26 protein-coding genes are annotated in these 25,992 nt (G+C 68.8%); 15 read left to right on the top strand and 11 right to left on the bottom strand.

Going from position 1 to position 25,992, the window contains the following annotated elements; all coding sequences use genetic code 11:
* Window positions 1-17 precede the first annotated feature (17 nt).
* Window positions 18-1,460, bottom strand: coding sequence for a 3-isopropylmalate dehydratase large subunit (leuC, locus tag ACFFII_RS12705; RefSeq protein ID WP_377699244.1), 1,443 nt, complete (start codon window positions 1,458-1,460; stop codon window positions 18-20).
* Window positions 1,461-1,740: 280 nt separating this feature from the next.
* On the opposite strand from leuC, the gene ACFFII_RS12700 reads away from it, so the two are divergent.
* The 4 genes from ACFFII_RS12700 (at window position 1,741) to ACFFII_RS12685 (ending at window position 4,328) form a co-directional block, all read left to right on the top strand.
* On the top strand, window positions 1,741-2,106 hold the full coding sequence (locus ACFFII_RS12700; protein ID WP_377699243.1) for a hypothetical protein: 366 nt from the start codon (window positions 1,741-1,743) through the stop codon (window positions 2,104-2,106).
* 177 nt (window positions 2,107-2,283) lie between these two features.
* Window positions 2,284-2,688: a ribosome silencing factor gene (gene rsfS, locus ACFFII_RS12695; RefSeq protein ID WP_377699242.1), complete on the top strand. Its 405-nt coding sequence runs from the start codon at window positions 2,284-2,286 to the stop codon at window positions 2,686-2,688.
* A 7-nt stretch (window positions 2,689-2,695) separates the two neighbouring features.
* The gene (gene rlmH, locus ACFFII_RS12690; RefSeq protein ID WP_377699241.1) at window positions 2,696-3,172 is read left to right on the top strand and encodes a 23S rRNA (pseudouridine(1915)-N(3))-methyltransferase RlmH; all 477 of its coding nucleotides are present in this window, start codon (window positions 2,696-2,698) and stop codon (window positions 3,170-3,172) included.
* Between the two features lie 58 nt (window positions 3,173-3,230).
* Window positions 3,231-4,328 (top strand): catalase family protein, encoded by a 1,098-nt coding sequence (locus ACFFII_RS12685; RefSeq protein ID WP_377699240.1) that lies wholly within the window; start codon window positions 3,231-3,233, stop codon window positions 4,326-4,328.
* A 3-nt stretch (window positions 4,329-4,331) separates the two neighbouring features.
* Here the strand turns inward: ACFFII_RS12685 and ACFFII_RS12680 are convergent, their stop codons facing one another.
* The gene (locus tag ACFFII_RS12680) at window positions 4,332-5,156 is read right to left on the bottom strand and encodes an LOG family protein (RefSeq protein ID WP_377699239.1); all 825 of its coding nucleotides are present in this window, start codon (window positions 5,154-5,156) and stop codon (window positions 4,332-4,334) included.
* Window positions 5,157-5,253: 97 nt separating this feature from the next.
* On the opposite strand from ACFFII_RS12680, the gene dapD reads away from it, so the two are divergent.
* The 5 genes from dapD to ACFFII_RS12655 all read left to right on the top strand — a co-directional run bounded on the left by dapD (window position 5,254) and on the right by ACFFII_RS12655 (window position 10,185).
* Window positions 5,254-6,078, top strand: a complete 825-nt coding sequence (gene dapD / locus ACFFII_RS12675) for a 2,3,4,5-tetrahydropyridine-2,6-dicarboxylate N-succinyltransferase (RefSeq protein WP_377699238.1) — start codon at window positions 5,254-5,256, stop codon at window positions 6,076-6,078.
* A 355-nt stretch (window positions 6,079-6,433) separates the two neighbouring features.
* Window positions 6,434-7,330, top strand: coding sequence for a glycine betaine ABC transporter substrate-binding protein OsmF (gene osmF, locus ACFFII_RS12670; RefSeq protein WP_377699286.1), 897 nt, complete (start codon window positions 6,434-6,436; stop codon window positions 7,328-7,330).
* A 22-nt stretch (window positions 7,331-7,352) separates the two neighbouring features.
* A complete protein-coding gene (locus tag ACFFII_RS12665) occupies window positions 7,353-8,528 on the top strand; it encodes an ABC transporter permease (protein ID WP_377699237.1) in 1,176 nt (391 codons plus the stop codon).
* A complete protein-coding gene (locus ACFFII_RS12660; RefSeq protein WP_377699236.1) occupies window positions 8,525-9,451 on the top strand; it encodes an ABC transporter ATP-binding protein in 927 nt (308 codons plus the stop codon). The genes ACFFII_RS12665 and ACFFII_RS12660 overlap by 4 nt, the downstream gene beginning before the upstream one ends.
* Window positions 9,448-10,185: an ABC transporter permease gene (locus ACFFII_RS12655; protein WP_377699235.1), complete on the top strand. Its 738-nt coding sequence runs from the start codon at window positions 9,448-9,450 to the stop codon at window positions 10,183-10,185. Before ACFFII_RS12660 ends, ACFFII_RS12655 begins: the two co-directional genes overlap by 4 nt.
* Window positions 10,186-10,242: 57 nt before the next feature.
* Here the strand turns inward: ACFFII_RS12655 and ACFFII_RS12650 are convergent, their stop codons facing one another.
* Window positions 10,243-11,871: an acyl-CoA synthetase gene (locus tag ACFFII_RS12650; protein ID WP_377699234.1), complete on the bottom strand. Its 1,629-nt coding sequence runs from the start codon at window positions 11,869-11,871 to the stop codon at window positions 10,243-10,245.
* Window positions 11,872-12,204: 333 nt separating this feature from the next.
* Between ACFFII_RS12650 and ACFFII_RS12645 the strand changes: the two genes are divergently transcribed.
* On the top strand, window positions 12,205-13,704 hold the full coding sequence (locus ACFFII_RS12645; RefSeq protein ID WP_377699233.1) for a catalase: 1,500 nt from the start codon (window positions 12,205-12,207) through the stop codon (window positions 13,702-13,704).
* 198 nt (window positions 13,705-13,902) lie between these two features.
* Here the strand turns inward: ACFFII_RS12645 and ACFFII_RS12640 are convergent, their stop codons facing one another.
* Entirely contained in the window at window positions 13,903-14,763 is an 861-nt protein-coding gene (locus ACFFII_RS12640; RefSeq protein WP_377699232.1) for a hypothetical protein, read from the bottom strand.
* Between the two features lie 125 nt (window positions 14,764-14,888).
* Between ACFFII_RS12640 and ACFFII_RS12635 the strand changes: the two genes are divergently transcribed.
* The 5 genes from ACFFII_RS12635 to ACFFII_RS12615 all read left to right on the top strand — a co-directional run bounded on the left by ACFFII_RS12635 (window position 14,889) and on the right by ACFFII_RS12615 (window position 20,267).
* Window positions 14,889-16,007, top strand: a complete 1,119-nt coding sequence (locus ACFFII_RS12635) for an NADH:flavin oxidoreductase/NADH oxidase (protein ID WP_377699231.1) — start codon at window positions 14,889-14,891, stop codon at window positions 16,005-16,007.
* 281 nt (window positions 16,008-16,288) lie between these two features.
* The gene (locus ACFFII_RS12630; protein WP_377699230.1) at window positions 16,289-17,335 is read left to right on the top strand and encodes a methionine ABC transporter ATP-binding protein; all 1,047 of its coding nucleotides are present in this window, start codon (window positions 16,289-16,291) and stop codon (window positions 17,333-17,335) included.
* Entirely contained in the window at window positions 17,325-17,999 is a 675-nt protein-coding gene (locus tag ACFFII_RS12625) for a methionine ABC transporter permease (RefSeq protein ID WP_377699229.1), read from the top strand. Before ACFFII_RS12630 ends, ACFFII_RS12625 begins: the two co-directional genes overlap by 11 nt.
* A gap of 16 nt (window positions 18,000-18,015) precedes the next feature.
* Complete coding sequence (locus tag ACFFII_RS12620; RefSeq protein ID WP_377699228.1) at window positions 18,016-18,786, top strand: MetQ/NlpA family ABC transporter substrate-binding protein; 771 nt, start codon at window positions 18,016-18,018, stop codon at window positions 18,784-18,786.
* A gap of 203 nt (window positions 18,787-18,989) precedes the next feature.
* On the top strand, window positions 18,990-20,267 hold the full coding sequence (locus ACFFII_RS12615; RefSeq protein WP_377699227.1) for a solute carrier family 23 protein: 1,278 nt from the start codon (window positions 18,990-18,992) through the stop codon (window positions 20,265-20,267).
* A gap of 19 nt (window positions 20,268-20,286) precedes the next feature.
* Here the strand turns inward: ACFFII_RS12615 and ACFFII_RS12610 are convergent, their stop codons facing one another.
* From ACFFII_RS12610 to ACFFII_RS12580, 7 genes are all read right to left on the bottom strand, one after another.
* Window positions 20,287-20,766, bottom strand: coding sequence for a pyridoxamine 5'-phosphate oxidase family protein (locus tag ACFFII_RS12610; RefSeq protein WP_377699226.1), 480 nt, complete (start codon window positions 20,764-20,766; stop codon window positions 20,287-20,289).
* Complete coding sequence (locus ACFFII_RS12605; RefSeq protein WP_377699225.1) at window positions 20,763-21,131, bottom strand: hypothetical protein; 369 nt, start codon at window positions 21,129-21,131, stop codon at window positions 20,763-20,765. The genes ACFFII_RS12610 and ACFFII_RS12605 overlap by 4 nt, the downstream gene beginning before the upstream one ends.
* A gap of 141 nt (window positions 21,132-21,272) precedes the next feature.
* Window positions 21,273-22,799 carry an aldehyde dehydrogenase gene (gene adh / locus ACFFII_RS12600; protein ID WP_377699224.1) on the bottom strand — a complete coding sequence of 509 codons (1,527 nt, stop codon included), beginning with the start codon at window positions 22,797-22,799 and terminating at the stop codon, window positions 21,273-21,275.
* A 113-nt stretch (window positions 22,800-22,912) separates the two neighbouring features.
* Window positions 22,913-23,875 (bottom strand): GAF domain-containing protein, encoded by a 963-nt coding sequence (locus ACFFII_RS12595; protein ID WP_377699223.1) that lies wholly within the window; start codon window positions 23,873-23,875, stop codon window positions 22,913-22,915.
* Window positions 23,876-23,941: 66 nt separating this feature from the next.
* Window positions 23,942-24,739, bottom strand: a complete 798-nt coding sequence (locus ACFFII_RS12590) for a metal ABC transporter permease (protein ID WP_377699222.1) — start codon at window positions 24,737-24,739, stop codon at window positions 23,942-23,944.
* Window positions 24,739-25,518 carry a metal ABC transporter ATP-binding protein gene (locus ACFFII_RS12585; RefSeq protein ID WP_377699221.1) on the bottom strand — a complete coding sequence of 260 codons (780 nt, stop codon included), beginning with the start codon at window positions 25,516-25,518 and terminating at the stop codon, window positions 24,739-24,741. The genes ACFFII_RS12590 and ACFFII_RS12585 overlap by 1 nt, the downstream gene beginning before the upstream one ends.
* Complete coding sequence (locus tag ACFFII_RS12580) at window positions 25,500-25,955, bottom strand: transcriptional repressor (RefSeq protein ID WP_377699220.1); 456 nt, start codon at window positions 25,953-25,955, stop codon at window positions 25,500-25,502. The genes ACFFII_RS12585 and ACFFII_RS12580 overlap by 19 nt, the downstream gene beginning before the upstream one ends.
* Window positions 25,956-25,992: the final 37 nt, after the last annotated feature.

The following is a 25,992-nucleotide window of genomic DNA, read 5'->3' as shown; positions in this document are numbered from 1 at the left end:
TTTGTCCTCGTCTCCCCTCAGGCATCCACCGGCGCGGCCATCAGCTCGCGCACGTCGGTCAGGTGGCCCGTTACGGCCGCCGCCGCCGCCATCACCGGCGACATCAGGTGCGTGCGGCCGCCCCGGCCCATCCGGCCCTCGAAGTTGCGGTTCGAGGTCGCGGCGCAGCGTTCGCCCGGCGCCAGCTGATCGGGGTTCATGCCCAGACACATGGAACAGCCCGCAAGCCGCCATTCGAAGCCCGCGTCGGTGAAGACCTTGTCCAGCCCCTCTTCCTCGGCCTGCATCCGCACGAGGCCCGAGCCGGGAACGACCATCCCCCGCACACCCGGCGCGAGATGCTTGCCGCGCAGGACCTCGGCGGCGGCGCGCAGGTCCTCGATCCGACCGTTGGTGCAACTACCGATGAAGACCGCGTCAACCTTGATGTCGGTCAGTTTCATGCCGGGCTTGAGACCCATGTAGTCCAGCGAACGACGCGCGGCCTCGACCTTGCCGCCCTCGAAGTGCTCGGGCGCCGGGACGGTCGCGCCGATGGGCAGCACGTCCTCGGGCGAGGTGCCCCAGGTCACGACCGGCTCGATGTCCTCGCCCCGGATCGTCACGACCTTGTCCCAATGCGCGCCCTCATCCGAGAACAGCGTCTTCCACCAGGCGAGCGCGGCTTCCCATGCGGCGCCCTTCGGCGCGTGGGGACGGCCCTTGACGTAGTCGAAGGTCTTCTCGTCCGGCGCGATCAGGCCGGCGCGGGCGCCGCCCTCGATCGCCATGTTGCAGACGGTCATGCGGCCTTCCATGGACAGGCTGCGGATCGCCTCGCCGCAGTATTCGATGACATAGCCGGTGCCACCCGCCGTGCCGGTGTGGCCGATGATCGACAGGGTGATGTCCTTGGCCGTCACACCGGGGCGCAGCTTGCCGGTGATCTCGACCTTCATGTTCTTCGATTTCTTCTGGATCAGCGTCTGGGTGGCGAGCACATGCTCGACCTCGGAGGTGCCGATCCCGTGCGCCAGCGCGCCAAAGGCCCCGTGCGTCGCAGTATGGCTGTCGCCGCAGACGACGGTCATGCCGGGCAGGGTCCAGCCCTGTTCCGGCCCGACGATATGGACGATGCCCTGACGGATGTCGTTCATCGGATAGTAGTTCACGCCGAAGTCGCGGGCGTTCTTGTCAAGCTCGGCGACTTGGATGCGGCCTTCCGGGTTCTCGATCCCCGCCACGCGGTCGGGCGTGGTCGGCACGTTGTGGTCCGGGACGGCGATGGTCTGGTCGGGGCGGCGCACCTTGCGGCCCGACATCCGCAGCCCCTCGAAGGCCTGGGGACTGGTCACCTCGTGGACGAGGTGGCGGTCGATATACAGCAGGCAGGTGCCGTCGGGCTGGCGGTCGACGACATGGGCGTCGAAGATCTTGTCGTAAAGCGTGCGGGGGCCGCTATGGGTCGGATTGCCGGTCATGGCTGTCTCTTTCGGAAGGGATGGCGATCAAGGAAAAGCAGGCGCGCGAGGGCGCCGGGCGAGCCCGCTTCACAGTCGCGCGGTCACCGTCCGGGTCAGGCCGTAGAACCGGCCGGGCAGACGGGCACGGTCATGGATGTCGAAAAAACGCATCATGCGCGGGAAGATATTCGTTCCTCCACCCCGGATCAAGCGACTTGGGGCCCTTAACCGGACCTTAGGACCCTTGTGCCACCGTAAGCACACAGGTTCAGAGAGGTGGAGCGGAATGATGTCGCGGATGCGGATGTTTCTTCTGGCAGCGGCGGGCGTGGCGGCGCTGGCAGGCTGCTTTCCGACCGAGATCACGGGAACGCGGCAGGACGGCAGCCGGATCGCGCTGATGTTCTATCCCGGCGGCAACCGGTTGCAGGACCTGGTGATCATCGAGGGGCGCAACCACTTCGGGCAGGGACAATACCAGATGGACGACCCTCTGGCCGACGTGGGCTTCCGGTTCGAGGACGGGACCCGCGTGCAAGCCGAATGCACGCTGCAAGGGCAGGACATCATGGGCGATCCGGAATGTCAGGAGTACACTGTCTACCGCTCGGACTTCCCGCAGATCCCCGAAGGCACGCGCTTCCCGCGGCCCGAGATGTTCTAGGGCCCTGCGTGGCCGCGCGGGCAGGCTGGCGCGTCCCTGCGTCCTTCGCCAGAAATCTGCACCCCCGAACATTGAGCGGAACGGATTCCGTGCTACATTGAAGACATCCCGGCGCCGGGGAAGATCGGCGCGCTGACCGGAGGAAGTCCCCTGTCCACCACCGTCCCGTCGGCCGAAGTGCCGGCCGCGACCACCGCGGAAAGCAGCGACCAGTTGCTTGCCCGCATCCTCGCCTCGCTCGATGACGACAAGGCCGAGGACATAGTCACCATCGACCTGCGCGGACGATCCGCCATGGCCGACCACATGGTCATCGCCTCGGGCCGCAGCTCGCGCCAGGTGGCGTCCATCGCCCAGAAGCTGGTTGACCGCCTCAAGATCGAATGCGGGCGCATCGCCCGGATCGAGGGCAAGGACACCGGCGACTGGGTGCTGATCGACACTGATGACGTCATCGTCCATGTCTTCCGTCCCGAGGTGCGCGAGTTCTACCAGCTCGAGAAGATGTGGATGCCCGCCGATGCGCTGGCCAGCCTGCGGGGCGGCGCTGTCCCTGACGCCACCCAGTCGCTGACGCAGTAAGTCCGCGATGCTTCGGGTCCGCATCGCCGCGGTCGGGCGGCTGGCCGCGCGTGCGCCCGAAGCGGCGCTGATCCAGGACTATCTCGGCCGGTTCGCCCAGACCGGCCGCGCGCTCGGCCTCGGTCCCGCCGAAGTGACCGAGGTCGAGGATCGCAGGGGCGGCGGCAAGCCCGCCGAGGCCGCCCTTCTGTCCCGCCAGATCCCCGAGGGTGCAGCGATCATCGCGCTGGACGAACGCGGGCGTCTGCTGTCCTCGCCCGATTTCGCTTCGGCCCTTGCCCGTTTCCGCGACGACGGCCGACCCGACGCCGTGTTCCTGATCGGGGGCGCGGACGGGCTGGACCCCGCCTTGCGCGACCGCGCCGACCTGACCCTTTCCTTCGGCGCGATGGTCTGGCCGCACATGCTGGCCCGCACCATGCTGTCCGAACAGCTTTACCGCGCCGCGACGATCCTTGCGGGCTCGCCCTATCACCGGGTCTGACGGAACCCGTCCGCCCTCCCGGGCGCTTCACCCGGCCCACCAGGTCAGGAGCAAGCCCATGTCGCGCCTCGCCGCGCCCGTCGCCTATTCGCCCGACGTCGAGACCGTCCAGCCCGACGAGGCCCAGACCACCCGCAAGATCGTCGAGCAGATGACCTATATCATCAACCGCACGCACGAGGCGGGCGGTCATGCCGTGCGCTCGGCCCATGCGAAAAGCCACGCGATCCTGAACGGCACCCTGACGGTCCACGAGGGCCTGCCGCCGGAACTGGCGCAGGGCATCTTCGCCGCGCCGCGCAGCTTCGACGCGCTGGTGCGGATCTCGACCATCCCCGGCGACGTGCTGCGCGACAGCGTGTCCCTGCCCCGCGGCATCGCGGTCAAGCTGTTCGACGCGGAAGGCGAGCGCCTGCCGGGATCCGAGGCCGACACCACCCAGGATTTCCTGATGGCGAGCAGCCCGGTCTTTCAGGCGCCCGACACCAGGGCCTTCCTGCGCAGCCTCAGGCCGGTCGCGCTGACAACCGAGCGGGCGGAATGGGCCAAGGTGGTGCTGTCCACCATCCTGCGCCCTGTCGAGCGCGCGATCGAGGCCGTTGGGCTGCAAAGCGCCATGCTCAGCGCGCTGGGCGGCTACAAGCCCACGAACCCCTTGGGGGAAAGCTACTACACCCAGGTTCCGCTGCGCTTTGGCGAGCATATCGCCAAGCTGCGGCTGGTCCCGGCTTCGGACAGTTTCAAGGCGCTGGAGGATGACCGCATCGACCTCGACGACCCCGACGCGATCCGCGAAGCCGTGATCGAGGCGCTGGCCGCGCAGGGCGGCGCCTGGACGCTGGAGGTTCAGTTGTGCCGCGACCTCGAGCGGATGCCCATCGAGGATGCCTCGGTCGAGTGGAGCGAGGAGGATTCGCCCTTCCAGCCCGTCGCCACCCTCAGCGTCCTGGCGCAGCAGGCCTGGAGCGACGAGCGTTCCGCCATCGTGGACGAAAGCATCGCCTTCCGCCCCTGGAACGGGATCGAGGCGCACCGCCCGCTGGGCAACATCATGCGCGCCCGCCGCCACGTCTACCCGATCACCGCCAGCCACCGCAGCGCGCTGACCGGCTGCCCCATCCACGAGCCGAAGACGGCGCCGCGGCTGGACGGCTGAGGTTCAGAGTTCCTCGAAGGCGTCGATGGCCTCGATGGCCTCCTCGGCGGTCTCGACAAAGGTGAACAGCCCCAGGTCCTCGGGGCTGATCGTCCCCGCCTCGGCCAGCGCCTGCCAGTCGATGATCCGGTTCCAGAACTCGGTCCCGAACAGCAGGAAGGGGACCGGCTTCATCCGGCCCGTCTGGATCAGGGTCAGCGCCTCGAACATCTCGTCCAGCGTGCCGAAGCCGCCGGGGAAGATCGTGATCGCCCGCGCCCGCATCAGGAAATGCATCTTGCGGATGGCAAAGTAATGGAAGTTGAAGGCGAGTTCCGGCGTCACGTACAGGTTCGGCGCCTGCTCGTGCGGCAGGACGATCCCCAACCCGATGGACTGGCCCCCCGCTTCATAGGCGCCCTTGTTCCCCGCCTCCATCACGCCCGGTCCGCCGCCGGTGCAGATCACCCATTCGCGTCCCTTTGTGGCGATCGAGCGCCTGGTGATCAGCGCCGCAAAGCGCTCGGCCTCGGTGTAATAGCTCGACAGCGCCGCCAGCGTCGGCGTCCGGGCGCGGGCCGCGTGTTCCGGCGCGGGGATGCGGGCGCCGCCGAACATCACCACGGTCGAGGTGACGCCCCGCTCGTCCATGATCATCTCGGGCTTCAGCAGTTCCAGCTGCAGCCGCACCGGGCGCAGTTCCTCGCGCAGCAGGAATTCCGTGTCGCTGAAGGCCAGCCGATAGGACGGCGAGCGCGTCTGGGGCGTGCTGGGGTCATGCGCCGCGACGATCGCGTCCTGTTGGCTGTGGCGCAGGGTATGGCTGCGTTCGTCGTCGGGTGGCGTCATTCAAACCTCGAAGCTGGCCACCGGCGTTGCACGGTGCTGACCCCCCGCTTATAGCCCCACGGCAAGGATTTCCACCCGACCGCCAGAAAGGGCCACCATGTCGAACGCCGCGCTTGAAACCGCCATCGAGGCTGCCTGGGACGCCCGCGACAGCATCACCCCCGCGACGAAGGGCGAAACCCGCGACGCCATCGAGGCGACGCTGGAAGCGCTGGACCGGGGCGAGTTGCGCGTGGCCGAGAAGCACGGGAGCGACTGGCACGTGAACCAGTGGGCGAAGAAGGCCGTGCTGCTGGGCTTCCGCCTGAAGGACATGGAGCTGCATTCCGGCGGCCCGCAGGGCGGCAGCTGGTGGGACAAGGTGGACGGCAAGTTCAAGGACTGGAACGCCGCCCGCTGGCGCGAGGCGGGCTTCCGCGCCGTCCCGAACTGCGTCGTCCGCCGCTCGGCCTTTATCGCCAAGGGCGTGGTGCTGATGCCCTCCTTCGTGAACCTCGGCGCCTATGTGGACGAGGGCACGATGGTTGACACCTGGGCCACGGTCGGGTCCTGCGCGCAGATCGGCAAGCGCGTCCACCTGTCGGGCGGCGTCGGCATCGGCGGCGTGCTGGAGCCCATGCAGGCCGGCCCCACCATCATCGAGGACGACTGCTTCATCGGCGCTCGGTCCGAGGTCGTCGAGGGCGTGATCGTGCGCGAAGGCTCGGTCCTCGGCATGGGCGTCTTCATCGGCCAGTCCACCAAGATCGTGGACCGCGAGACCGGCGAGGTCATGTATGGCGAGGTTCCTGCGGGTTCGGTCGTCGTCGCAGGCTCGATGCCCTCGAAGAACGGCGTCCATCTTTACTGCGCGGTGATCGTCAAGCGGGTCGATGCGAAGACCCGGTCCAAGACCTCGATCAACGAGCTTCTGCGCGACTGATCGCTTGCGGGGGCCGATGGCAACGTCCGGCGGCCCCGCCCCCTCGTCTCGCGCTTGTCTCCGGGCTGCAGGGCCTTGGCGCCCAGGGCGTGCCGAAGGCACCCTGCGGTCCACCGGGAGGCTCATCCCGGCAGCAAGACGGCATCCTTGCTGTCCACGCAGAAGATGCGGCTGCCGGACAGGGCCGCCCCCGAGCGCAATCCGCGGTCTCACAAGAGAACTCCGCTTTTCCCGGAACAGCCCCGCCCGGACACGCGTTCGACCGCGTCCCGGCACGCGGGCCTTCCCAGGCCGGGTCTTTGCCGCATAGGCTGCCCCAAGGGAGCCCCGACGAGGAGAACCGGAATTGCGCAAGATCACGTCCATCGCCCTTGCCGTTCTGGCGGGCCTCGCCTCGCCCGCCGCGGCGCGCGACATCGTTGTGTCGTCCAAGATCGACACCGAGGGCGGGCTTCTGGGCAACGTCATCCTGCTGGCGCTGGAACATGCCGGGATGCCGGTCGAAAACCGCCTGCAACTGGGCGGCACGCCCATCGTGCGCGACGCGATCGCCTCGGGGCAGATCGACATCTATCCCGAATACACCGGCAACGCCGCCTTCTTCCACAACGAGGCTGACAGTCCCGTCTGGAAGGACGCCGCGCAGTCCTATGCCCGCGCGGCGGAACTGGACCGGAAGGGCAACCTGATCTGGCTTGACCCCGCGCCCGCCAACAACACCTGGGCCATCGCGGTCCGCAAGGATCTGGCCGAGCAGAACAACCTGCGCACCATGTCCGACTTTGGCGCCTGGGTCGCCGGGGGCGGCGAGGTCAAGCTCGCGGCCTCGACCGAGTTCGTGACCTCGCCTGCGGCCCTGCCCGCCTTCCAGGCGACCTACGGCTTCCAGCTTTCGCCCGCGCAACTGGTGCAGCTGTCGGGCGGCGACACGGCCGCGACCATCGCGGCGGCGGCGCAGCAGACCTCGGGCGTGAACGCGGCCATGGTCTATGGCACCGACGGCGGCATCGAGCCTGCCGGGCTGGTGGTGATGGAGGACGACAAGGCCGTGCAGCCCTTCTACCAGCCGGCGCCGGTCATCCGGGCCGAGGTGCTGGAGGAGTATCCGAAAATCCCCGAGGTGCTGAACCCGATCTTCGCGGGCTTCGACCTGACCACGCTGCAGGAGCTGAACGCCCGCATCCAGGTGGGCGGCGAACCCGCGGCGGCGGTGGCCGAGGACTACCTGACCAGCAAGGGCCTGATCGAGTGACCCCCTGCCCGCCCGGCAGCGGATGAACCCGGCTGCCGTCGGAACGCGGCCCGGCGTAAGTCGTCCGGGGCTTCTGTTCGCGACCCTCGGGCTGGTGGGCCTTGCCCTGCCATTCGTCCAGTTCCGCGCAAACCGCATCGTCGCCGGAGAGGGGCTGAGCCTGCCCGACGCGCTCGGCCCCTGGGGCTGGCTCGTTGCGGCGGCGCTGGTGGGGGCGCTTGCCCTGGCGGTTCCGGCCCGCTGTCCGGCGCGTGCGGGGCTTGCGCTGGCCCTGGCCGGGCTGCTGGCGGTGATCCTGTCCGCCGGGGCCGCCGCCGGCGCGCTGGTGCCAGAGGGCGACCGCATCGCGCGCGTCTCGCTGGGCGCGGGCTTCTGGCTGCTGCTCGCGGCTTTCGCGCTGGCCCTGGGCGATGCCCTGTCGCGGCTGGCGCTCCGGCCCCTCTGGCGCTGGGCGCTGCTTGCGGGAGCGGTCGCGGCAGGCGCGCTGATACTCGGAACGGGGCTCATGGATGACCTGTCGGTCATGCGGGAATACGCCGCGCGGCGCGAAACCTTCTGGCGCGAGGCGCAGGGGCATCTGGCGCTTGCCTTCGGTTCACTGGGAGCAGCGTTGGCCCTGGGGCTGCCGCTGGGCATCCTGATCCACGAGGCGCCCCGCCTGCGGGGGGCGGTGCTGGGCGTCCTGAACGTTGTCCAGACGATCCCGTCGCTGGCGCTGTTCGGGATCATGATCCCCCTGTTCGGCTGGATCGCGGCAAGTGTGCCGGGGGCGGCGGCAGCGGGGATCGCCGGGATCGGCGCCTTCCCGGCGCTGGTGGCGCTGTTCCTGTATTCGCTGCTGCCGGTCGTCTCGAACCTGCTGGCCGGACTGGGAAGCGTTCCCCAAGGCGTCCGCGAGGCCGCGGCGGGCCTTGGCATGACGCGCGCGCAGACCTTGGCACAGGTGATGATCCCGCTGACGCTGCCCGTCCTGCTGGCGGCGGTCCGCATCGTGCTGGTCCAGAACATCGGCCTTGCCGTCATCGCCGGGCTGATCGGCGGCGGCGGCTTCGGCAGTTTCGTGTTTCAAGGGCTGAACCAGACGGCCATGGACCTCGTGCTGCTGGGCGCGCTGCCGACCATCGCGCTGGCCTTGGTGTCGCGTATCGCGCTGGACCTGGCTCTGGAGGGGCTCGACCCGCGAAAGGCCCGCGCATGATCGAGATCGAGCACCTGACGAAGCGCTATGGCCCGGTTGCCGCCGTGGATGACGTCAGCCTGACGGTCGAACGGGGGCAGATCGCGGCGCTGGTCGGCACCTCGGGGTCGGGCAAGACGACGCTGTTGCGGATGATCAACCGGCTGGTGGAACCCACCTCGGGCCGCGTGCGGATCGACGGAACCGACACCGCCGCGCTGCCCCCGCATCTCCTGCGCCGCCGGATCGGTTATGCGATCCAGGGGCACGGGCTGTTCCCCCACCGCACGGTGGCGCAGAACATCGGCACGGTGCCGCGCCTTCTGGGCTGGGACCGCGCCCGTATCGCCGCGCGCGTGGACGAGTTGCTGGAGCTGTTTCAGCTTCCCCCCGCCGAGTTCCGCGACCGGATGCCCCACCAGCTTTCGGGCGGCCAGCAGCAGCGCGTGGGCGTGGCGCGCGCCCTGGCCGCCCGGCCGGACCTCTTGCTGATGGACGAGCCCTTCGGCGCACTCGACCCCGTGATCCGCGCCCGGGCCCAGGCGGACCTGCGCCGCATCCAGCGCGAGCTTGGCACCACGCTGGTCATCGTCACCCATGACATGACCGAGGCGATCAGCCTGGGCGACCGCATCGCCGTGATGGAACAGGGCCGCCTGCTGCAATACGCCCCCCCGCGCGAGATCCTGACCACGCCCGCCACGCCCTTCGTGGCCCGCCTGATCGGCACGGACGAGCGGCCCTTCCACCTGCTGTCCTTAGCCTGCGTGGCCGACTTGGTCCGGCCCGGCGACGCCGAGGGGCCCCCGGTCGCCCCCGATGCCTCGCTGCGGGACGCGCTGGCGCTGTGCCTGTGGAGCGGGCGTACGGCGCTGCCTGTCGAGGGCGGCGGATTGGTGACGCTGGAGGCCCTGCGCCGGGCGGCCGAGGGGCGTTCCCCATGACCGGGCGCCTTGCGTTGCTGGCGGCGGCGGTTCTGCTGCTGGCCTTTCTTCTGTCGCCCGAAAGCTACGCGCCCCTGCTGCGGCCCCTGACGCGGAACGGCGCGCCGCCGGTCTATACGCAGACGAGCCTTCTGTCGCTGACGCTGTCGCACTTGGGGATGGTGGCGGGGGCGGTGCTGGCGGCCTCGGTGCTGGCGGTGGGCTTGGGGGTGCTGGTCACGCGGCCCTTCGGACGGGACTTCCTTCCGCTGGCGCGCACGGTGGCCTCGGTCGGGCAGACCTTTCCGCCCGTGGCAGTGCTGGCGCTGGCCGTCCCGGTGATGGGGTTCGGCACCGGCCCAACGCTGCTGGCGCTGCTCCTTTACGGCCTTCTGCCGATCTTCGAGAACACGCTGGCGGGCCTGACCAACCTGCCCCCGCAGGTGATCGAGGCCGCGCGCGGCATGGGCATGACCCCCGCCCAGCGGTTGTGGCAGGTGGAACTGCCGCTTGCGCTGCCGGTGATCCTGTCGGGCGTGCGGCTGTCCGCCGTCATCGCGCTGTCCACCGCCACCATCGGGTCCACCGTCGCCGCACGCACGCTGGGCGAGGTCATCATCGCGGGGCTCTTGTCCTCGAACACTGCCTTTGTCGTGCAGGGCGGGGTCGTGGTGGGCATCCTCGCGCTGCTGATCCACGCGGGCTTCCGCTGGATGGAGGACCGGGCGGCGGGCTGGACCCGCGCCCGGCCCTGAGGGCCGGGTGGCCGAAAGACCGCCCCGGCTTGGCGGCTGGGGCGCGGTTCTCCGCCCTCACATCTCCTTGGCGCGGGCGCGCAGCATGAACTTCTGGATCTTGCCGGTGGGCGTCTTGGGCAACTCGCCGAACACCACCTTCCGGGGGCATTTGTAATGCGCGAGGTTGTCGCGGCAGAATGCGATGATCTCGGCCTCGTCGGCCGTGGTGCCATCGCGCAGCTCGATGAAGGCGCAGGGGGTCTCGCCCCATTTCTCGTCCGGTTTCGCCACCACCGCCGCGACCATCACCGCCGGGTGACGATACAGCACGTCCTCGACCTCGATCGACGAGATGTTCTCGCCGCCCGAAATGATGATGTCCTTGGACCGGTCCTTCAGTTCCACATAGCCGTCCGGGTGCATCACGCCCAAGTCGCCCGACGCGAACCAGCCCCCGCGGAAGGCCTTCTCGGTGGAACTGGGGTTCTTCAGGTAGCCCTTCATGACGTTGTTGCCGCGCATGAAGACCTCGCCCATGGTGGTGCCGTCGGCGGGCACGGGCGCAAGCGTGTCGGGGTCGGCCACCATCATCTCGGACAGCGCGATGTTGGGGACGCCCTGGCGCACCTTCAGCCGGGCGCGCTCGCCTTGGTTGCGGCTGTCCCACTCGCCCTTCCAGGCGCAGACCACCGAGGGGCCGTAGGTCTCGGTCAGGCCGTAGACATGGGTCACCTCGACGCCCATGCCCTCCATCGCCTCGATCACCTTGGCGGGGGGCGGGGCGCCGGCAGTCATTACCTTCACCTCGTGGTTGAAGTCCTTGAGGTGATCGGGGGCGCTGGCCAGCATGTTCAGCACGATGGGGGCGCCGCAGAAATGCGTCACCTTCTCGTCCCGGATCAGCTGGAAGATCGGCTCGGCACGGACCGCGCGCAGGCAGACGGCGACCCCCGCGTTGGCCGCAATGGTCCAGGGAAAGCACCAGCCGTTGCAGTGGAACATGGGCAGCGTCCACAGATAGCGCGCATGGTGCCCCATCCCCCAGGTGACGATGTTGGACAGCGCGTTCAGCGCCGCACCCCGGTGGTGATAAACGACGCCCTTGGGATCGCCCGTCGTCCCCGAGGTATAGTTCAGCGCGATGGCGTCCCATTCGTCATCGGGCATCACCCAGGCGAAACCCGGATCGCCCTCGGCCAGAAGCTCGTCATAGGTCAGCCGGCCGATGCGCTGGCCGCCCTCGAAGCTGGGATCGAGGATGTCCACGACCAGCAGATCCGGCGCATGGGCGATGCGGACGGCGCGTTCCACGACATCCGAGAACTCGGGGTCCACGATCAGGACCTTGGCCTCGCCGTGCTTGAGGATGAAGGCGATGCCCTCGGCATCCAGCCGCGTGTTGATCGCGTTCAGCACCGCGCCTGCCATGGGGACGCCGAAATGCGCCTCGAACATCTCGGGGATGTTGGCCGCGACCACCGCCACCGTGTCGCCCTTGCCGATGCCGCGGCCCGCCAGGGCGCTCGCCAGGCGGCGGGTGCGGTCATAGGTCTCGGCCCAGGTTCGGCGGACGCCGTTGTAGGACACGGCGGGGTAATCGGGGTAGATCGCCGCCGTGCGCTGGATGAACGACAGGGGCGACAGCGGAACATGGTTGGCCGGATTCCGGTCCAGCGCGTAATCGAAGATCGTGTGTTCCACCATGTCATGCCCCCTTGCGCGGCCTTCGGCCTGCCTACCCCGAGGCGCGTTGTTTGCCGCGCCCATTTCAGCGCGGGATTGAGCAGCCTGAACGCGGCGTAAGCAAGGGGCCACTTTGGCGTGAGTACCTGACAAATCCTCTCAAGGGTCTTGCTCCGGCCCGCAAAAAAGGCAAAAGAGTGCGATCCCCAGCGAGGCGTGGCCTGCTTCCAAAAGGCGGCTGTCCATGCACTGCGGCCCCCGCCGCGGGTCCCGTCACGTCACGGGCGCGCACTCATTTTCAAGGCAGAGCGTGCCCTGTAAGGATGCGCGCCAACCAAGGAAGAAAGGATAATTATGTCGGATCATTCCGATAAGCCGAAGTTCCCCTCGACCATGTCCACGGGCGCGCCCGCCGTCAGCGACCGCTTCAGCCTGAGCGTCGGCGCCGATGGCCCCATCGTGCTGAGCGACGTGCATTTCCTTGAGCAGATGGCCCATTTCAACCGGGAAAAGACCATCGAGCGCCAGCCCCACGCCAAGGGCTCGGGCGCCTTCGGCGTCTTCGAGACGACCGAGGACGTGTCGCGCTTCACCAAGGCCGCGCTGTTCCAGAAGGGCGCGCAGACCGAGATGCTGGCCCGCTTTTCCACCGTGGCCGGCGAGCAGGGCAGCCCCGACACCTGGCGCGACGTCCGCGGCTTCTCGCTGAAGTTCTACACTTCCGAGGGCAACTATGACCTCGTCGGGAACAACACGCCGATCTTCTTCGTGCGCGACCCGATGAAGTTCCCGCACTTCATCCGCAGCCAGAAGCGCCTGCCCGACAGCGGTCTGCGCGACAACCACATGCAGTGGGACTTCTGGACGCTGAACCCCGAAAGCGCGCACCAGGTCACCTACCTGATGGGCCCGCGCGGCCTGCCGCGCACCTGGCGGCACATGAACGGCTACGGCTCGCACACCTACATGTGGGTGAACGAGGACGGCGACCGCTTCTGGGTGAAGTACCACTTCCACACCAATCAGGGCATGAAGTTCTTCACGGACGAGGAAGCCTCGCTCATGTCCGGCCGTGACGCCGACTTCCACCGCCGCGACCTGTTCGACGCCATCGCCAAGGGCGACTTCCCGTCGTGGGAGATGTCGGTCCAGGTCATGCCTTATGAGGACGCCCGGACCTACCGCATCAACCCCTTCGACCTGACCAAGGTCTGGCCGCACGGGGACTATCCGCTGATCAAGGTCGGCCGGATGACGCTGAACCGGAACCCGGAAAACTTCCACGCCCAGATCGAGCAGGCCGCCTTCTCGCCGGGCAACACCGTTCCGGGCATCGGCCTGTCGCCCGACAAGATGCTGCAGGGCCGCGCCTTTGCCTATAACGACGCGCAGCGGAACCGCATCGGCGCGAACTTCCACCAGTTGCCGGTGAACCGGCCGAAGGTGCCGGTGAACACCTACATGTTCGGCGGCCCGATGGAATACCTGCACACCGGCTCGGCCCCCGTCTATGCCCCGAACAGCGCGAACCGCCCCTGGTCGGACGAGCAGGGCCGCGTGGACAACGGCTGGCAGGCCGATGGCGACATGGTCCGCAGCGCCTATACGCTGCGCGAGGGCGACGACGACTTCAGCCAGCCCGGCACCATGGTGCGCGAGGTCTTCAGCGAGGCCGAGCGTGAGGCCCTGGTCAACACCGTCGCGGGCAGCCTGTCGGGCGGCGTGCGCGAGCCGGTCCTCAGCCGCGCCTTCGACTACTGGAAGTCGATCGATGCCGGCATCGGCGCCCGGATCGAGGAAAAGGTCCGCGCCGGCGCCGCGCCCCAACCCGCCGAGGGCATGGGCGAAGGCTGACGCTGTCCCAAGGGGCGCGGACCTTCGGGTCCGCATCCTGCCAGGGGTCCGGTTTGCGACCGACCCTGCCGAAACGAATGACAAGGCCCCGCCGGGATGGTCGCGGCGGGGCCTTCGTCTGCGACGATGCCTCGTCTGACCCTTCACCAGACCAGCCGGGGCGCATGAGGAATGACGCCGGGCGTATCGTCCCCGATCTCAGGCCTGATGGCCGGGCCAGCCGCAGGGCCAGCGGCCGCGGTGCGGGTCGCCCCAGTCGGGCATGTCGAGCCAGGGATACCAGCAGATCCCCGCGACCGGCACGCCCGAGCGTTCCACCTCGGCCCGCACATGGGCCAGCCAGCCCCAGCGGTCGTGGATATGGGGAAAGCGCCGGTGCGCCGCGTGCAGCCCGTCGTGCCAGCCGGTCTCGGTGATCATCACCGGCAGCCGCCAGCGGTCGGCCACGACACGCAGGACATGGTGCAGCGGCTCGATGGCATGGTGGGGATAGTAGTTGATGCCCACCATCTCGATCAGCCCGCTGGCGACCAGCTGGTCGGTGGCGCGGAAGACCTCGGGATGCAGGTGATGGAAGGGGTCGCAGGTCGCGAAGCGCGGCCGATCCGGCAGCATCGCCACCGTGGTCATCATCCGCAGCGCCGCCTTGACCGCGCGCGAGCGGATGATGCCCGACACCCGGCGACCGACCGAGGGCTCGTTGACGGCGATGGCCCAGGAATTCGGCGGCAGCGCCATGGCGCAGGCCAGCGCGTGCTGCGCCGGACGCGGCGGCAGGTCGAAATGCGCGAAGTCCCAGATCACCGGGAAGCCGTCCGGCACGGCACGGACACGTTCCACGACATCGTGGCGCCAGGACAGGCCGTCGCGCGCGCCCGACGCGCCCTCGGCCACGGCCGTGGCATAATGGTGCTGCATCCGGCCGTCGGGCAGGTGGCCGGTCGAGTGAAGCAGGTCGTGGCCGTTCCAGTGCAGGCGGCCGCATTCGAAGCCGGCCAGCAGCGGCGGCCCCGAGACCTCCTGCGCGGCCCAGGTCATGTGTGCGGTGGATCCATCCATGGTGCGGGAACATAGTGCGAACCGAGCGCGGAACAACTGCGCCAGCCGCAGCCCTGCCATGCAGGCTTGCACCGGGAACGATCCGGGCTCAACGCTGTTGCCAAGGCAAAGAAGGAAACCGCCGCATGACATCCCGCCTGTTCAGCCCGCTGACCGTGGGCAAGCTCAAGCTGTCCAACCGCATCGTCATCGCGCCGATGTGCACCTATTCGGCGCAGGACGGCTGCATGACCGACTGGCACCTGATCCACCTGGGCCACCTTGCCCTGTCCGGCGCGGGGCTGCTGACGATCGAGGCCACGGCGGTCGAGCCCGAAGGCCGCATCACCTATGGCGACGTGGGTCTTTGGTCCGACGAGACCGAGCAGGCCATGGCGCGAACGCTGGAAAGCGTGCGGCGCTGGTCCGACATGCCCATCGCGATCCAGCTGGCCCATGCCGGGCGCAAGGCCTCGACCGACCTGCCGTGGAAGGGCGGCCGCCAGATCGCGCCCGATCACGCGAACGGCTGGCAGACCGTGTCGGCCAGCCCGGCGCCCTTTGCCGATGGAGAGAACCCGCCCACCGCGCTGGACCGCGCGGGGATCGAGCGGGTCCGTACCGCCTTTGGCGACGCCGCGCGCCGGGCAGGACGGCTGGGCATCGAGGCGGTGCAGATTCACGCCGCCCACGGCTACCTGCTGCACCAGTTCCTGTCGCCCTTGTCGAACCGGCGCACGGACAACTACGGCGGCAGCCCTGAAAACCGGATGCGCCTGACGCTGGAGGTCTTCGACGCGGTGCGCGAGGCCTTTCCGGCGGACCGCCCCGTCTCGGTGCGCGTGTCGGGCACGGACTGGGTCGAGGGCGGCTGGGACATCGATCAGACCGTCGCACTGGCGCAGGCTTTGGAAGCGCGGGGCTGCGACGCGATCCATGTGTCCAGCGGCGGGCTGAACCCGCGCCAGCAGATCCCCGTCGGTCCCAGCTACCAGGTGCCGCTGGCCCGCGCGGTCAAGCAGGCGGTGAAGATGCCGGTCGTCGCCGTGGGTCTGATCACCGACTACGAACAGGCCGAGGCGATCATCGGCACGGGCGACGCGGACATGATCGGGCTGGCACGCACGATCCTGTACGATCCCCGCTGGCCCTGGCACGCCGCCGCCCACCTGGGGGCAAGGGTCCGTGCACCCGAGCAGTACCTGCGCTCGCAGCCGCGCCAGTACCGCTCGCTGTTTGATCTGGAAGGAAGCGCGGAAAGTTGACCCTGTCCGCCTGCCCCGGAACTCCGGGGCAGGCGGACTTGCGCCAATGGCAGCCGGCCGGAGGTGTTCCGGAAAATCGTCCGCAGGAATGGCAAGGCGGTCGACCCGGACGGAAGAAACTTCCGCGCCTTGTGGCAAATGCGGAAAGTTCAGGGGATTTGCCGCGACGGCAGGCACGGCGTTCCGTTCTGCCATCAGGGCATGGTGAATGGCGTCCTTTTCGCCCCTTGCCGCGCCTGCGGCCATTGAAGCCTGTGGTCAGTCCCGATACCTCACCGCCCATGAACACTGCCCCGTCCCAAGCCGCCATCACCTTCCGCGAGGTCAGCAAGACCTGGCCCCAGCGCGGGGGCCCGGTCGCCGCGCTGGACCGCGTCAGCCTGGACGTGCAGGCGGGCGGGATCACCGGCGTCATCGGCCGCTCGGGGGCGGGCAAGTCCACGCTGCTGCGGCTGGTCAACGGGCTGGAACGCGCCTCGTCCGGCCGGGTCGAGGTCCTGGGCCGCGACGTCACCACCGCGACCGCGCGCGAGCTGCGGACCCTGCGCCGCGACGTCGGCATGATCTTCCAGCACTTCAACCTGCTCGCGAACCGCACCGTGCGCGGCAACGTGGCCCTGCCGCTGGAGATCGCGGGCATCGCACGCCCCGAGATCGACCGCCGTGTTGCCCGCCTGATCGACCTTGTGGGCCTCGGCGCGCTGGCCGACCGCTATCCGGCGCAGCTTTCGGGCGGGCAGAAGCAGCGCGTCGGCATCGCCCGGGCGCTTGCCACCGAGCCCAAGGTCCTGCTGTCGGACGAGGCGACCAGCGCGCTCGACCCCGAAACGACGCAGGCGGTCCTCGCGCTTCTGCGCGACATCAACCGCGAGCTTGGCCTGACGATCCTGCTGATCACCCACGAGATGGCCGTGGTCCGCGACATCTGCCACCATGTCGCGGTGATGGAAGCCGGCCGCATCGTCGAGACCGGCGAGACCTACGACATCTTCGCCAACCCGCAGGACCCCGTCACCCGCAGCTTCCTGTCGGGCGTGACCGGGACGGTGCTGCCCGGCTTCATCGCCCGGCGGATCGTGCCCGGCGGCGACGGGCCTGCCATCCTGCGGATCACCTTCGCCGGCGACAGCGCCACCCATCCGGTGCTGTCGCGCCTTGGCGCGGAACTCGGCATCGACGCCAGCATCCTCGGCGGCTCCATCGAGGAGATCGACGGCCGCCCCTTCGGCAACCTGACCGTGCAGGTGCCCGCCGAGGCGCTGCCTCGCGCGCAGGAATACCTGCACGCCCATGACCTGCGGACGGAGGTGCTGGGCCATGTCGGCTAACCTGATCCCCATCCTCTGGGAAGCGACGCTGCAGACGATCTACATGGTCGTCGTCTCGGGCCTGATCGGCACGGTGCTGGGCCTGCCGCTGGGCGTGTTCCTGGCGACCTCGAAACGCGGCGAGCTGCTGTCGGCGCCCCTTACCAACAGCGTACTGGGGCTGGTGGTGAACGCGCTGCGGTCGATCCCCTTCATCATCCTCGTGGTGGCGATCATCCCCTTCACCCGCATGATCGCGGGCACGTCCATCGGCACCACGGCGGCCATCGTGCCGCTGACGCTGGCCGCAGCCCCCTTCATCGCCCGTATCGTCGAAACCGCGGTCCGCGAGGTCGAGGGCGGGCTGATCGAGGCCGCCCGCGCCATGGGCGCCACCCCCGGCCAGATCATCTCCAAGGTGCTGCTGCCCGAGGCGCTGCCCGGCATCGTGCTGGGCCTCACCCTCGCCATTGTCAGCCTGATCGGCTACTCGGCCATGGTCGGCGCGGTCGGCGGCGAGGGCCTGGGCGACCTCGGCATCCGCTACGGCTACCAGCGCTTCATGCCGGACGTGATGCTGGCGGTGGTCGTGATCCTGATCGTTCTGGTGCAGGCGGTGCAGTCCTTCGGCGAATGGATCGCCCGCAGGCTGGACCACCGCGCCGCCAAGGACCGTGGACTTTAATCTCAAGGAGCAACCCATGCTGCGACTGATCGCTGCCGCGCTGGCGCTGAGCGCCGGAATGGCCGCCGCCGAGGACATCAAGGTCGGCGTCACCCCCGGCGAGCACGCCGAGATCATGGAACAGATCGTTCCGCTGGCCGCTGCGAAAGGCCTGAACATCGACGTGGTCGAGTTCTCGGACTATGTCGTGCCGAACACGGCGCTGGCCGACGGCGACCTCCACGCCAACAGCTTCCAGCACGTCCCCTTCCTGGAAAACCAGATCAAGGACCGGGGCTTTGACCTGGTAGTCGTCGCCAAGACCATCACCACCCCCATGGGCGTCTATTCCAGCAAGCTGAAGTCGCTGGACGAACTGCCCGAGGGCGCCAATGTCGCCATCCCGAACGACCCGACCAACGGCGGCCGCGCGCTGCTGGTGCTGGCCGACGAGGGCGTGATCAAGGTGAACCCCGACGCGGGCCTGGTGCCGACGGTGCTGGACATCACCGAGAACCCGAAGAACCTGAAGTTCCGCGAGCTTGACGCGGCCCAGCTGCCCCGTGCGCTGGAAGACGCCGATGCGGCCGTCATCAACACGAACTTCGCGCTGGCCGCCGGGATCAGCCCGCGCGAGGATTCCATTGCGATGGAAAAGGCCGACAGCCCCTATGCGAACGTGATCGCCGTCCGCAAGGGCGACGAGGAGCAGCCTTGGGTCAAGACTCTGGTCGAGGTCTATCACTCGCCCGAGATCAAGGAATACATCGAGACGAAATACGAAGGGGCGGTCATCCCCGCCTGGTGATTGCCCCACGGCCCGCCACCCTGGCGGGCGGTCTGCCTTCAAGGGGGCATCCCTGCGATGCCCCTTTTCCTTTGGTCCGGTGGCCTTGCGCGGGCGCAGGTGCCGGTGCATGACGCCGCAGGCTCCCTGCCCGTCCCGGTGCGCTGGAAACAGGCGCGAGGACGCAGGCGGGGACGGCGCCGCACCCAGGATGGACCAGAAGAATGAGCTATTTTCCCCGTTGGCCGGTGACGCGCAATGCGGTCGTCCTGCCGGATGAGCGACTGCCCTGGGGGACCGCGATCCCCATGGGGGTGCAGCACCTGGTGGCGATGTCGGGCTCGACCATCCTTGCGCCGCTGCTGATGGGCTTCGACCCGAACCTCGCGATCCTGTTCTCCGGCATCGGGACGCTGATCTTCTTTCTCTGCACCGGGGGGCGGGTGCCCAGCTACCTCGGCTCGTCCTTTGCCTTCATCGCGGTGGTGATCGCGGCCAGCGGATATGCGGGCAGCGGCCCGAACCTCAACATCGGTCCGGCCCTTGGCGGGATCATCGCGGCAGGCGCGCTTTATACACTGATCGGCCTGCTGGTCATGGCGACCGGCACGGGCTGGATCGAGCGCCTGATGCCCCCTGCCGTGACCGGCGCCATCGGGGCGGCTATCGGCCTGAACCTCGCATCGGTCGGCGTGCAGGGCATTCAGGGGACGGGGGCGCATACGGGCGTCGCGCTGCTGACGCTGCTGTCGGTCGCGCTGTTTTCCACCTATGGGCGGCTCGCGCTGCGGCGCGTCTCGATCCTGCTGGGGATCGCGGTCGGCTATCTGGCGGTGCTGGTGCTGGGCAACGGCCTCGGGCTTCTGCCCGCCATCGACTTCACGGAACTGGCGGCTGCGCCATGGTTCGGAACTCCCGCCTTCCACAGCCCGACCTTCGAACCCTCGGCCATGATGCTGATCGCCCCGGTCGCGTTGATCCTGGTGGCCGAGAACTTGGGCCACATCAAGGCCATCGGTGGCATGACCGGGCAGAACATGGACCCCTATATCGGACGCGGCTTCATCGGCGACGGCATCGCCACGATGGTGTCGGGCGCGGGCGGCGGCACGGGCGTCACGACCTATGTGGAAAACATGGGCGTCATGGCCGTGACCAAGGTGTTTTCCACGCTGGTCTTCGTCATCGCGGCCTTCATCGCCATCGCCTTGGGCTTCTCGCCCAAGTTCGGCGCCTTGCTGCGCACCATCCCGGCGCCGGTGCTGGGCGGCTTGGGCGTGGCGGTCTTCGGCCTGATCGCGGCGGCGATGATCCGGCTGTGGGTGGACAACAAGGTCGATTTCTCGGACCCGCGGAACCTGTTCACGGTCGGTGTGACGCTGATCTTCGGGTCGGGCGACTTCTCGTTCTCGGTCGGCGGCTTTGCCATCGGCGGGATCGGCACGGCCACGCTGGCGGCACTGATCCTGTACCAGATCCTGGGGATCGGGCGGCGGGCCTGAGCGGCCCGTCCCCTGCGCATCAAAGCGACACGGTGGCCTTGTCGTCCTTGTAGTCCTGCTTGGGGTCCACCCCCAGCAGCGACTTGATCCCGGCGACAAGGCTCGACCCGTCCAGCCAGATCTCGGCGCGCTCCGCGTCAAAGCGCAGCAGCCGCAGCTTGGGGTCGTCCTTGCCCTCCTCGTACCAGGCGGCGACCTGCGGGTTCCACAGCCTGTCGATCATGGCCCGGTCCTGCGAGAGGCTGAGGCTGCCCTGCATCGAGGCGTAAAGCTCGCCCTTGTCCGCGAAGGTGGCGATGGCCCGGCGGCCCTGGTTCAGCGCCTCGACGATGTGGTTCTCGCTCGAGGTGAAGAACCACAGGGGCGAGCGTTCCTCGTCGATCTGGACAATCATCGGGCGGGCAAAGCCGTCCTCGATCCCGTCCACGCCCAGCATCATCACGCGTTCGGCGGCGAGCGACTTCCAGAAGCGGGCCTCGATCTTGGCGTCGTCGGTCATCGTGCATTCTCCTGCTGGGGATCAAGGGCGATCTGGGTATGCTGGACGACGGTCCAGTCGTCATGCGCGCGGCGGCGGTAGACCGAGGTGCAGGCGGCCGAAAACCGCGTGTCGCCCTTGGCCACGGCCACCTGATAGGCGATGGCGATCAGCCCCTCCTGCGAGCGGCGCACGTCCTGCCGCGAAAAGGAAACCTGCTCCCAGGCGGGGGTGTGACTGACAGCCTCCACGGCGTCATTGCCGGTGAACAGCCAGGGCTCCTGGCTCAGCGCCATCACGCAGTCGGGATCGACCCGCTCATGATAACGTTCCTCGCTGGCGCGCCACAGGCTTTCCTCGAACTTCCATACGCGTTCGTCGTCCATCGCCATTTCTCCGGATGCACTGCTTCCAGACAACTGCGCCGAAGGCCAGGCGTTCCGTGACGATCGCGCCATGCCGCACGCCAAGCGAAAGGGCCCGCCGCATTGCTGCGACGGGCCGGTGGCTTCACGAACCCAAGGTTCTCAGAAGAAGCCGAGCTTCGACGGCGAGTAGCTGACCAGCATGTTCTTGGTCTGCTGGTAGTGGTCCAGCATCATCTTGTGCGTTTCGCGCCCGATGCCCGACTGCTTGTAGCCGCCGAAGGCCGCGTGCGCCGGATAGGCGTGGTAGTTGTTCACCCATACCCGGCCCGCCTTGATGCCGCGGCCCATGCGATAGCAGGTGTTCGCGTCACGGCTCCACACGCCCGCGCCGAGGCCGTAGAGCGTGTCGTTCGCGATCTCCAGCGCCTCGGCCTCGTCCTTGAAGGTCGTGACCGACACCACGGGGCCGAAGATCTCCTCCTGGAAGATCCGCATCTTGTTGTTGCCGGAGAAGATCGTCGGCTTGATGTAGTAGCCCGAGGAGAGTTCCCCCCCGAGGTCTGCCACGTCACCCCCGGTCAGCACCTCGGCGCCCTCGCCCCGGCCGATGTCGAAGTAGGACCGGATCTTGTCGTGCTGTTCCTTCGACGCCTGCGCCCCGATCATGGTGTCGTTTGCGCGCGGGTCGCCCTGCTTGATCGCCTCGACACGCTTCACGGCCTTTTCCATGAACCGCTCGTAGATCGACTCCTGAACCAGCGCGCGCGACGGGCAGGTGCAGACCTCGCCCTGGTTCAGCGCGAACATGGCGAAGCCTTCCAGCGCCTTGTCGAAGAAATCGTCATCCTCGCGCGCGACATCGGCGAAGAAGACGTTCGGGGACTTGCCGCCCAGTTCCAGCGTCACCGGGATCAGGTTCTCGGCGGCATATTGCATGATCAGCCGGCCAGTCGAGGTTTCGCCGGTGAAGGCGATCTTGGCGATGCGCTTGGACGAGGCCAGCGGCTTGCCGGCTTCCAGCCCGAAGCCGTTGACGACGTTCAGCACACCCGGCGGCAGCAGGTCGGCGATCAGGTCCATCAGCACCATGATGCTGCCCGGCGTCTGTTCGGCGGGCTTCAGCACCACGCAGTTCCCTGCGGCCAGCGCCGGCGCCAGCTTCCACGAGGCCATCGTGATCGGGAAGTTCCACGGGATGATCTGGCCCACCACGCCCAGCGGCTCGTGGAAGTGATAGGCGACGGTGTTGTCGTCGATCTGGGACAGCGAGCCTTCCTGCGCGCGCAGCACGCCCGCGAAGTAGCGGAAGTGGTCGATCGACAGCGGGATGTCGGCGGCCATCGTCTCGCGGATCGGCTTGCCGTTGTCCCAGGTCTCGGCGGTGGCGAGCAGTTCGAGGTTCGCCTCCATCCGGTCGGCGATGTTCAGCAGGACCCGCGAGCGTTCCTGCGGGCTGGTGCGGCCCCAAGCATCGGCGGCGGCATGGGCAGCGTCCAGCGCGAGGTTGATGTCGGTTTCGTCCGACCGCGCGATCTCGCTCATCTTCGCGCCGGTGATCGGCGTGGTGTTGTCGAAGTAGCGGCCCGCGTTCGGCGCAACCCACTTGCCGCCGATGAAGTTGTCATAACGCGCCGCGAAGGGCATGGCGCTGACGCCCTTGAATTCATGCGTCTGGTCGTTGGGCATGGTGTCTCCTCCCCAGGAATGCCGCCCGGCTCCTCGTTTCCGGACGGCCATATCGTGCGAAGCCGCACGCTGTCGGTCAACTCACGGGACGGATATCGCCCCGCCCGACTGTCTCACTTCCGAGACGCGCCCTGAACGGGCGCGATCCCCAGCCGGCTCATCCGCCGGTACAGCGTGGCGCGGCCCACGCCCAAGGCGCGGGCGGCCGCGGTGACGTTCCCGTCCGCGCGGGAAAGCGCCTGGACCACGGCGGCACGCTCGGCGCGGCCGAAGCCGCCGTCGCGATCCAGCGACTCGGCCAGAAGGTCCGACAGCGGGCGCGGCTTCAGCGCACCGGTCTTCGGCAGTCCCAGCGCGCGGCGGGCGGCGCGGGTCGCGCCGATGGCGAGGTCATCGCCGTCCACGGCGACCAATGCCTCGACCCCCTCGCCCGCCACCACGATGCGCGCGTCGGGAAAGGCCGCGCGGAACCAGGCGGCCTCGATGGCGCGGGCGGACTGGGCGACCATGGCGGCGATCAGGGTGTTCATCGCCTCGGTTGCGTCGGCCCGGGCGCTGGACACGTCCAGCGCCGCGATGATCTGGCCCTCGGGGCCGTGGATCGGGGCGTCGATGCAGCTCATCCCCGTGTTGGCGGACAGGAAATGCTGGTCACGGTGGATGATGACCCCGCGCCCTTCCGCCAGGCAGGTGCCGACGCCGTTCGTGCCCTGCGCGGCCTCGGACCAGTCGGCCCCGGGGGCCAGCGCCCAGGCGTCGAAGACGGGCGCATCGGCGGCCGAGGCGCGGCGGTCCAGAAGGATACCGTCCGCATCCGTCAGCAGCACCGCGCAGCCCGATCCGCTGACGATGCGGCAAAGCTCGTCCACCGGCTGCGCTGCGACCGACAGGAAGTGTTCCATCGCCTCGCGCCGGGCGGCCAGTTCCGCCGCCGTCAGCCTGCGCGCGCGGATGGGTTGCGCCGGGTCCAGCCCATGCCGCAGCGCCGAGCGCCGCCAGCTTGCCGTCAGCGGCGTCAGGTCATTGGACGCGTGGGTCCGCTCGATCACGCGGTCGGCGTGAGGGCGTGTCTCCATGATTCGACCTCTCCCTGCGCGCAGTATAGGCGTGCCCGGGAACGTGGCGTCACGGAAAAAACGGGGTCAGGCGGGACGGCGCCGGACCGTCAGGCGCAGCGTCGTCACGGCGGCGAAGATCGCCACGGCGGCGCAGACGATGGTGGGGCCGGTGGGCGTGTCCAGCCGGAAGGCCGCGCCCAATCCAAGCAGCCCTGCGGCCGATCCGATCAGCGCGGTCGCGGCGACCATCGCCTCAGGCGAGCGCGCCAGCGGCCGGGCGGCGGCGGCGGGGATGATCAGCATGGCGCTGACCAGCAGCGCGCCGACGACGCGGATGCCGGCTGCGACGACCAGGGCCAGCGCGATGTTCAGCACCCACTGCTCGGCGCGCGGGCGGATGCCGTCGGCCACCGCCATCTCGGGCGACAGGGTGGACAGCAGCAGCGCGGACCAGCGCCAAGCGATCAGCGCGGCGACCAGCCCCGCCCCGCCCCAGATCAGGCCGAGGTCCACTGCCGACACCGACAGGATGTCCCCGAACAGATAGGCGGAAAGGTCCGTCCGCACACCCTGCACGAAGCTGACCGCCACCATCCCGGCCGCCAGCGCCCCGTGCGACAGCACCCCGAGCATCGTGTCCACTGACTGCCGCCCGGCCAGCCCCGCCACGACCGCGGCCATCACCAGGGCCACGACGATCACTGCCGGAAACAGTGGCAGAACCAAGGCCAGCGACAGCGCCACCCCCAGCAGGGCGGCGTGCGCGGTGGCGTCACCGTAATAGGCCATGCGCCGCCAGACGACGAAGCAGCCCAAGGGCGCGCAGGCCAGCGCAAGGCCGATCGCGCCCAGGGCCGCGCGCAGCATGAAGTCGTCCAGCATCAGGCCGCGTCCTCGTGGGTGTGGCCCGCGCAGGGCTGGCCGTCGTCATGGCTATGGGTGTGATGGTGGCGATAAAGCGCCAGCGCCCCGCCCGCCCCCCCGAACAGCCCGAGGTAGGCTGGGGACAGCGAGACGCTCTCGGGCGTGCCTTCGCAGCAGATATGGCCGTTCAGGCAGATGACGTGGTCCGAGGCGCGCATCACCACCTGCAGGTCATGGCTGACCATCAGCACGGCGCAGCCGGTGTCGCGGTTCACCTGCTCGATCCGTTCATAGAAGGACGCCACCCCTGGCTGGTCCAGCCCGGCAGTGCCCTCGTCGAGGATCAGCAGGTCCGGATCGTTCAGCAGCGCGCGGGCCAGAAGCGCCCGCTGCATCTGCCCGCCGGACAGCGCGGCCAGCGGGCGGGCCTGCAACCCCGCCAGCCCCGCCCGCTCCAGCGCGGAGGCGACCACGGCCGCATCGCGGCGGCGCGGCAGGTTCATGAAGCCGGCAAGGGTCATGGGCATGGTCGGGTCGATCGCCAGCCGCTGCGGCACATAGCTGAGCCGCAGCCCCGGCGCCCGCGTGATCCGGCCCGCCGTGGGCGGGACTGCGCCGATGATCGTGCGCATCAGCGTGGTCTTGCCGGACCCGTTCGGCCCCACGACCGTCACGATCTCGCCCCGCCGGATCGACAGGTCGATGCCCGACAGGATGGACTGGCCACCAAGGGCAACCGATACGCCCGCAAGCGTCACCAGCGGTGCGCCCCCGCCTGTCACGCGGCGGCCCGGCATTCGGCGCAAAGCCCCTCGGCCTCGCGGACGGCACTTTCGATCGAGAAGCCCGCGCCCTCGGCCGCGCGCCTGAGCTGCCCGCCCGCGGGCTCGGCCGGCGTCTCGATCACGCGGCGGCACTGGCGGCAGATCAGGAAGGCCGGCGCATGGCCGGGCGTGTCCTCGGTGCAGGCGACAAAGGCGTTCAGCGTCTCGATCCGGTGGGCAAAGCCCGCGCGGATCAGGAAGTCCAGCGCCCGATAGACAACCGGGGGCTGGCTGCCCAAGCCCTCGGCGCGCAGCCGGTCCAGGATCTCGTAGGCGCCAAGGGCACGGTGCCCTTCCAGCAGGATCTGCAGGACGCGGCGGCGCACCGGTGTCATCTGCAGGCCATCCTCGGCGCAGGTCGCATCGACATGGGCCAAGGCCTTGGCGATGCAATGGGCGTGGTCATGCATGGCCGCCCCTCTCATTGTTGACGCTTAATACGTTATA

It is taken from the genome of Paracoccus niistensis (assembly GCF_042432925.1).
In the GTDB taxonomy this organism is placed as follows: Bacteria; Pseudomonadota; Alphaproteobacteria; order Rhodobacterales; family Rhodobacteraceae; genus Paracoccus; species Paracoccus niistensis.
Note: the sequence above shows the minus strand (reverse complement) of the source record. Positions and strands in the feature narration are given on the sequence as shown.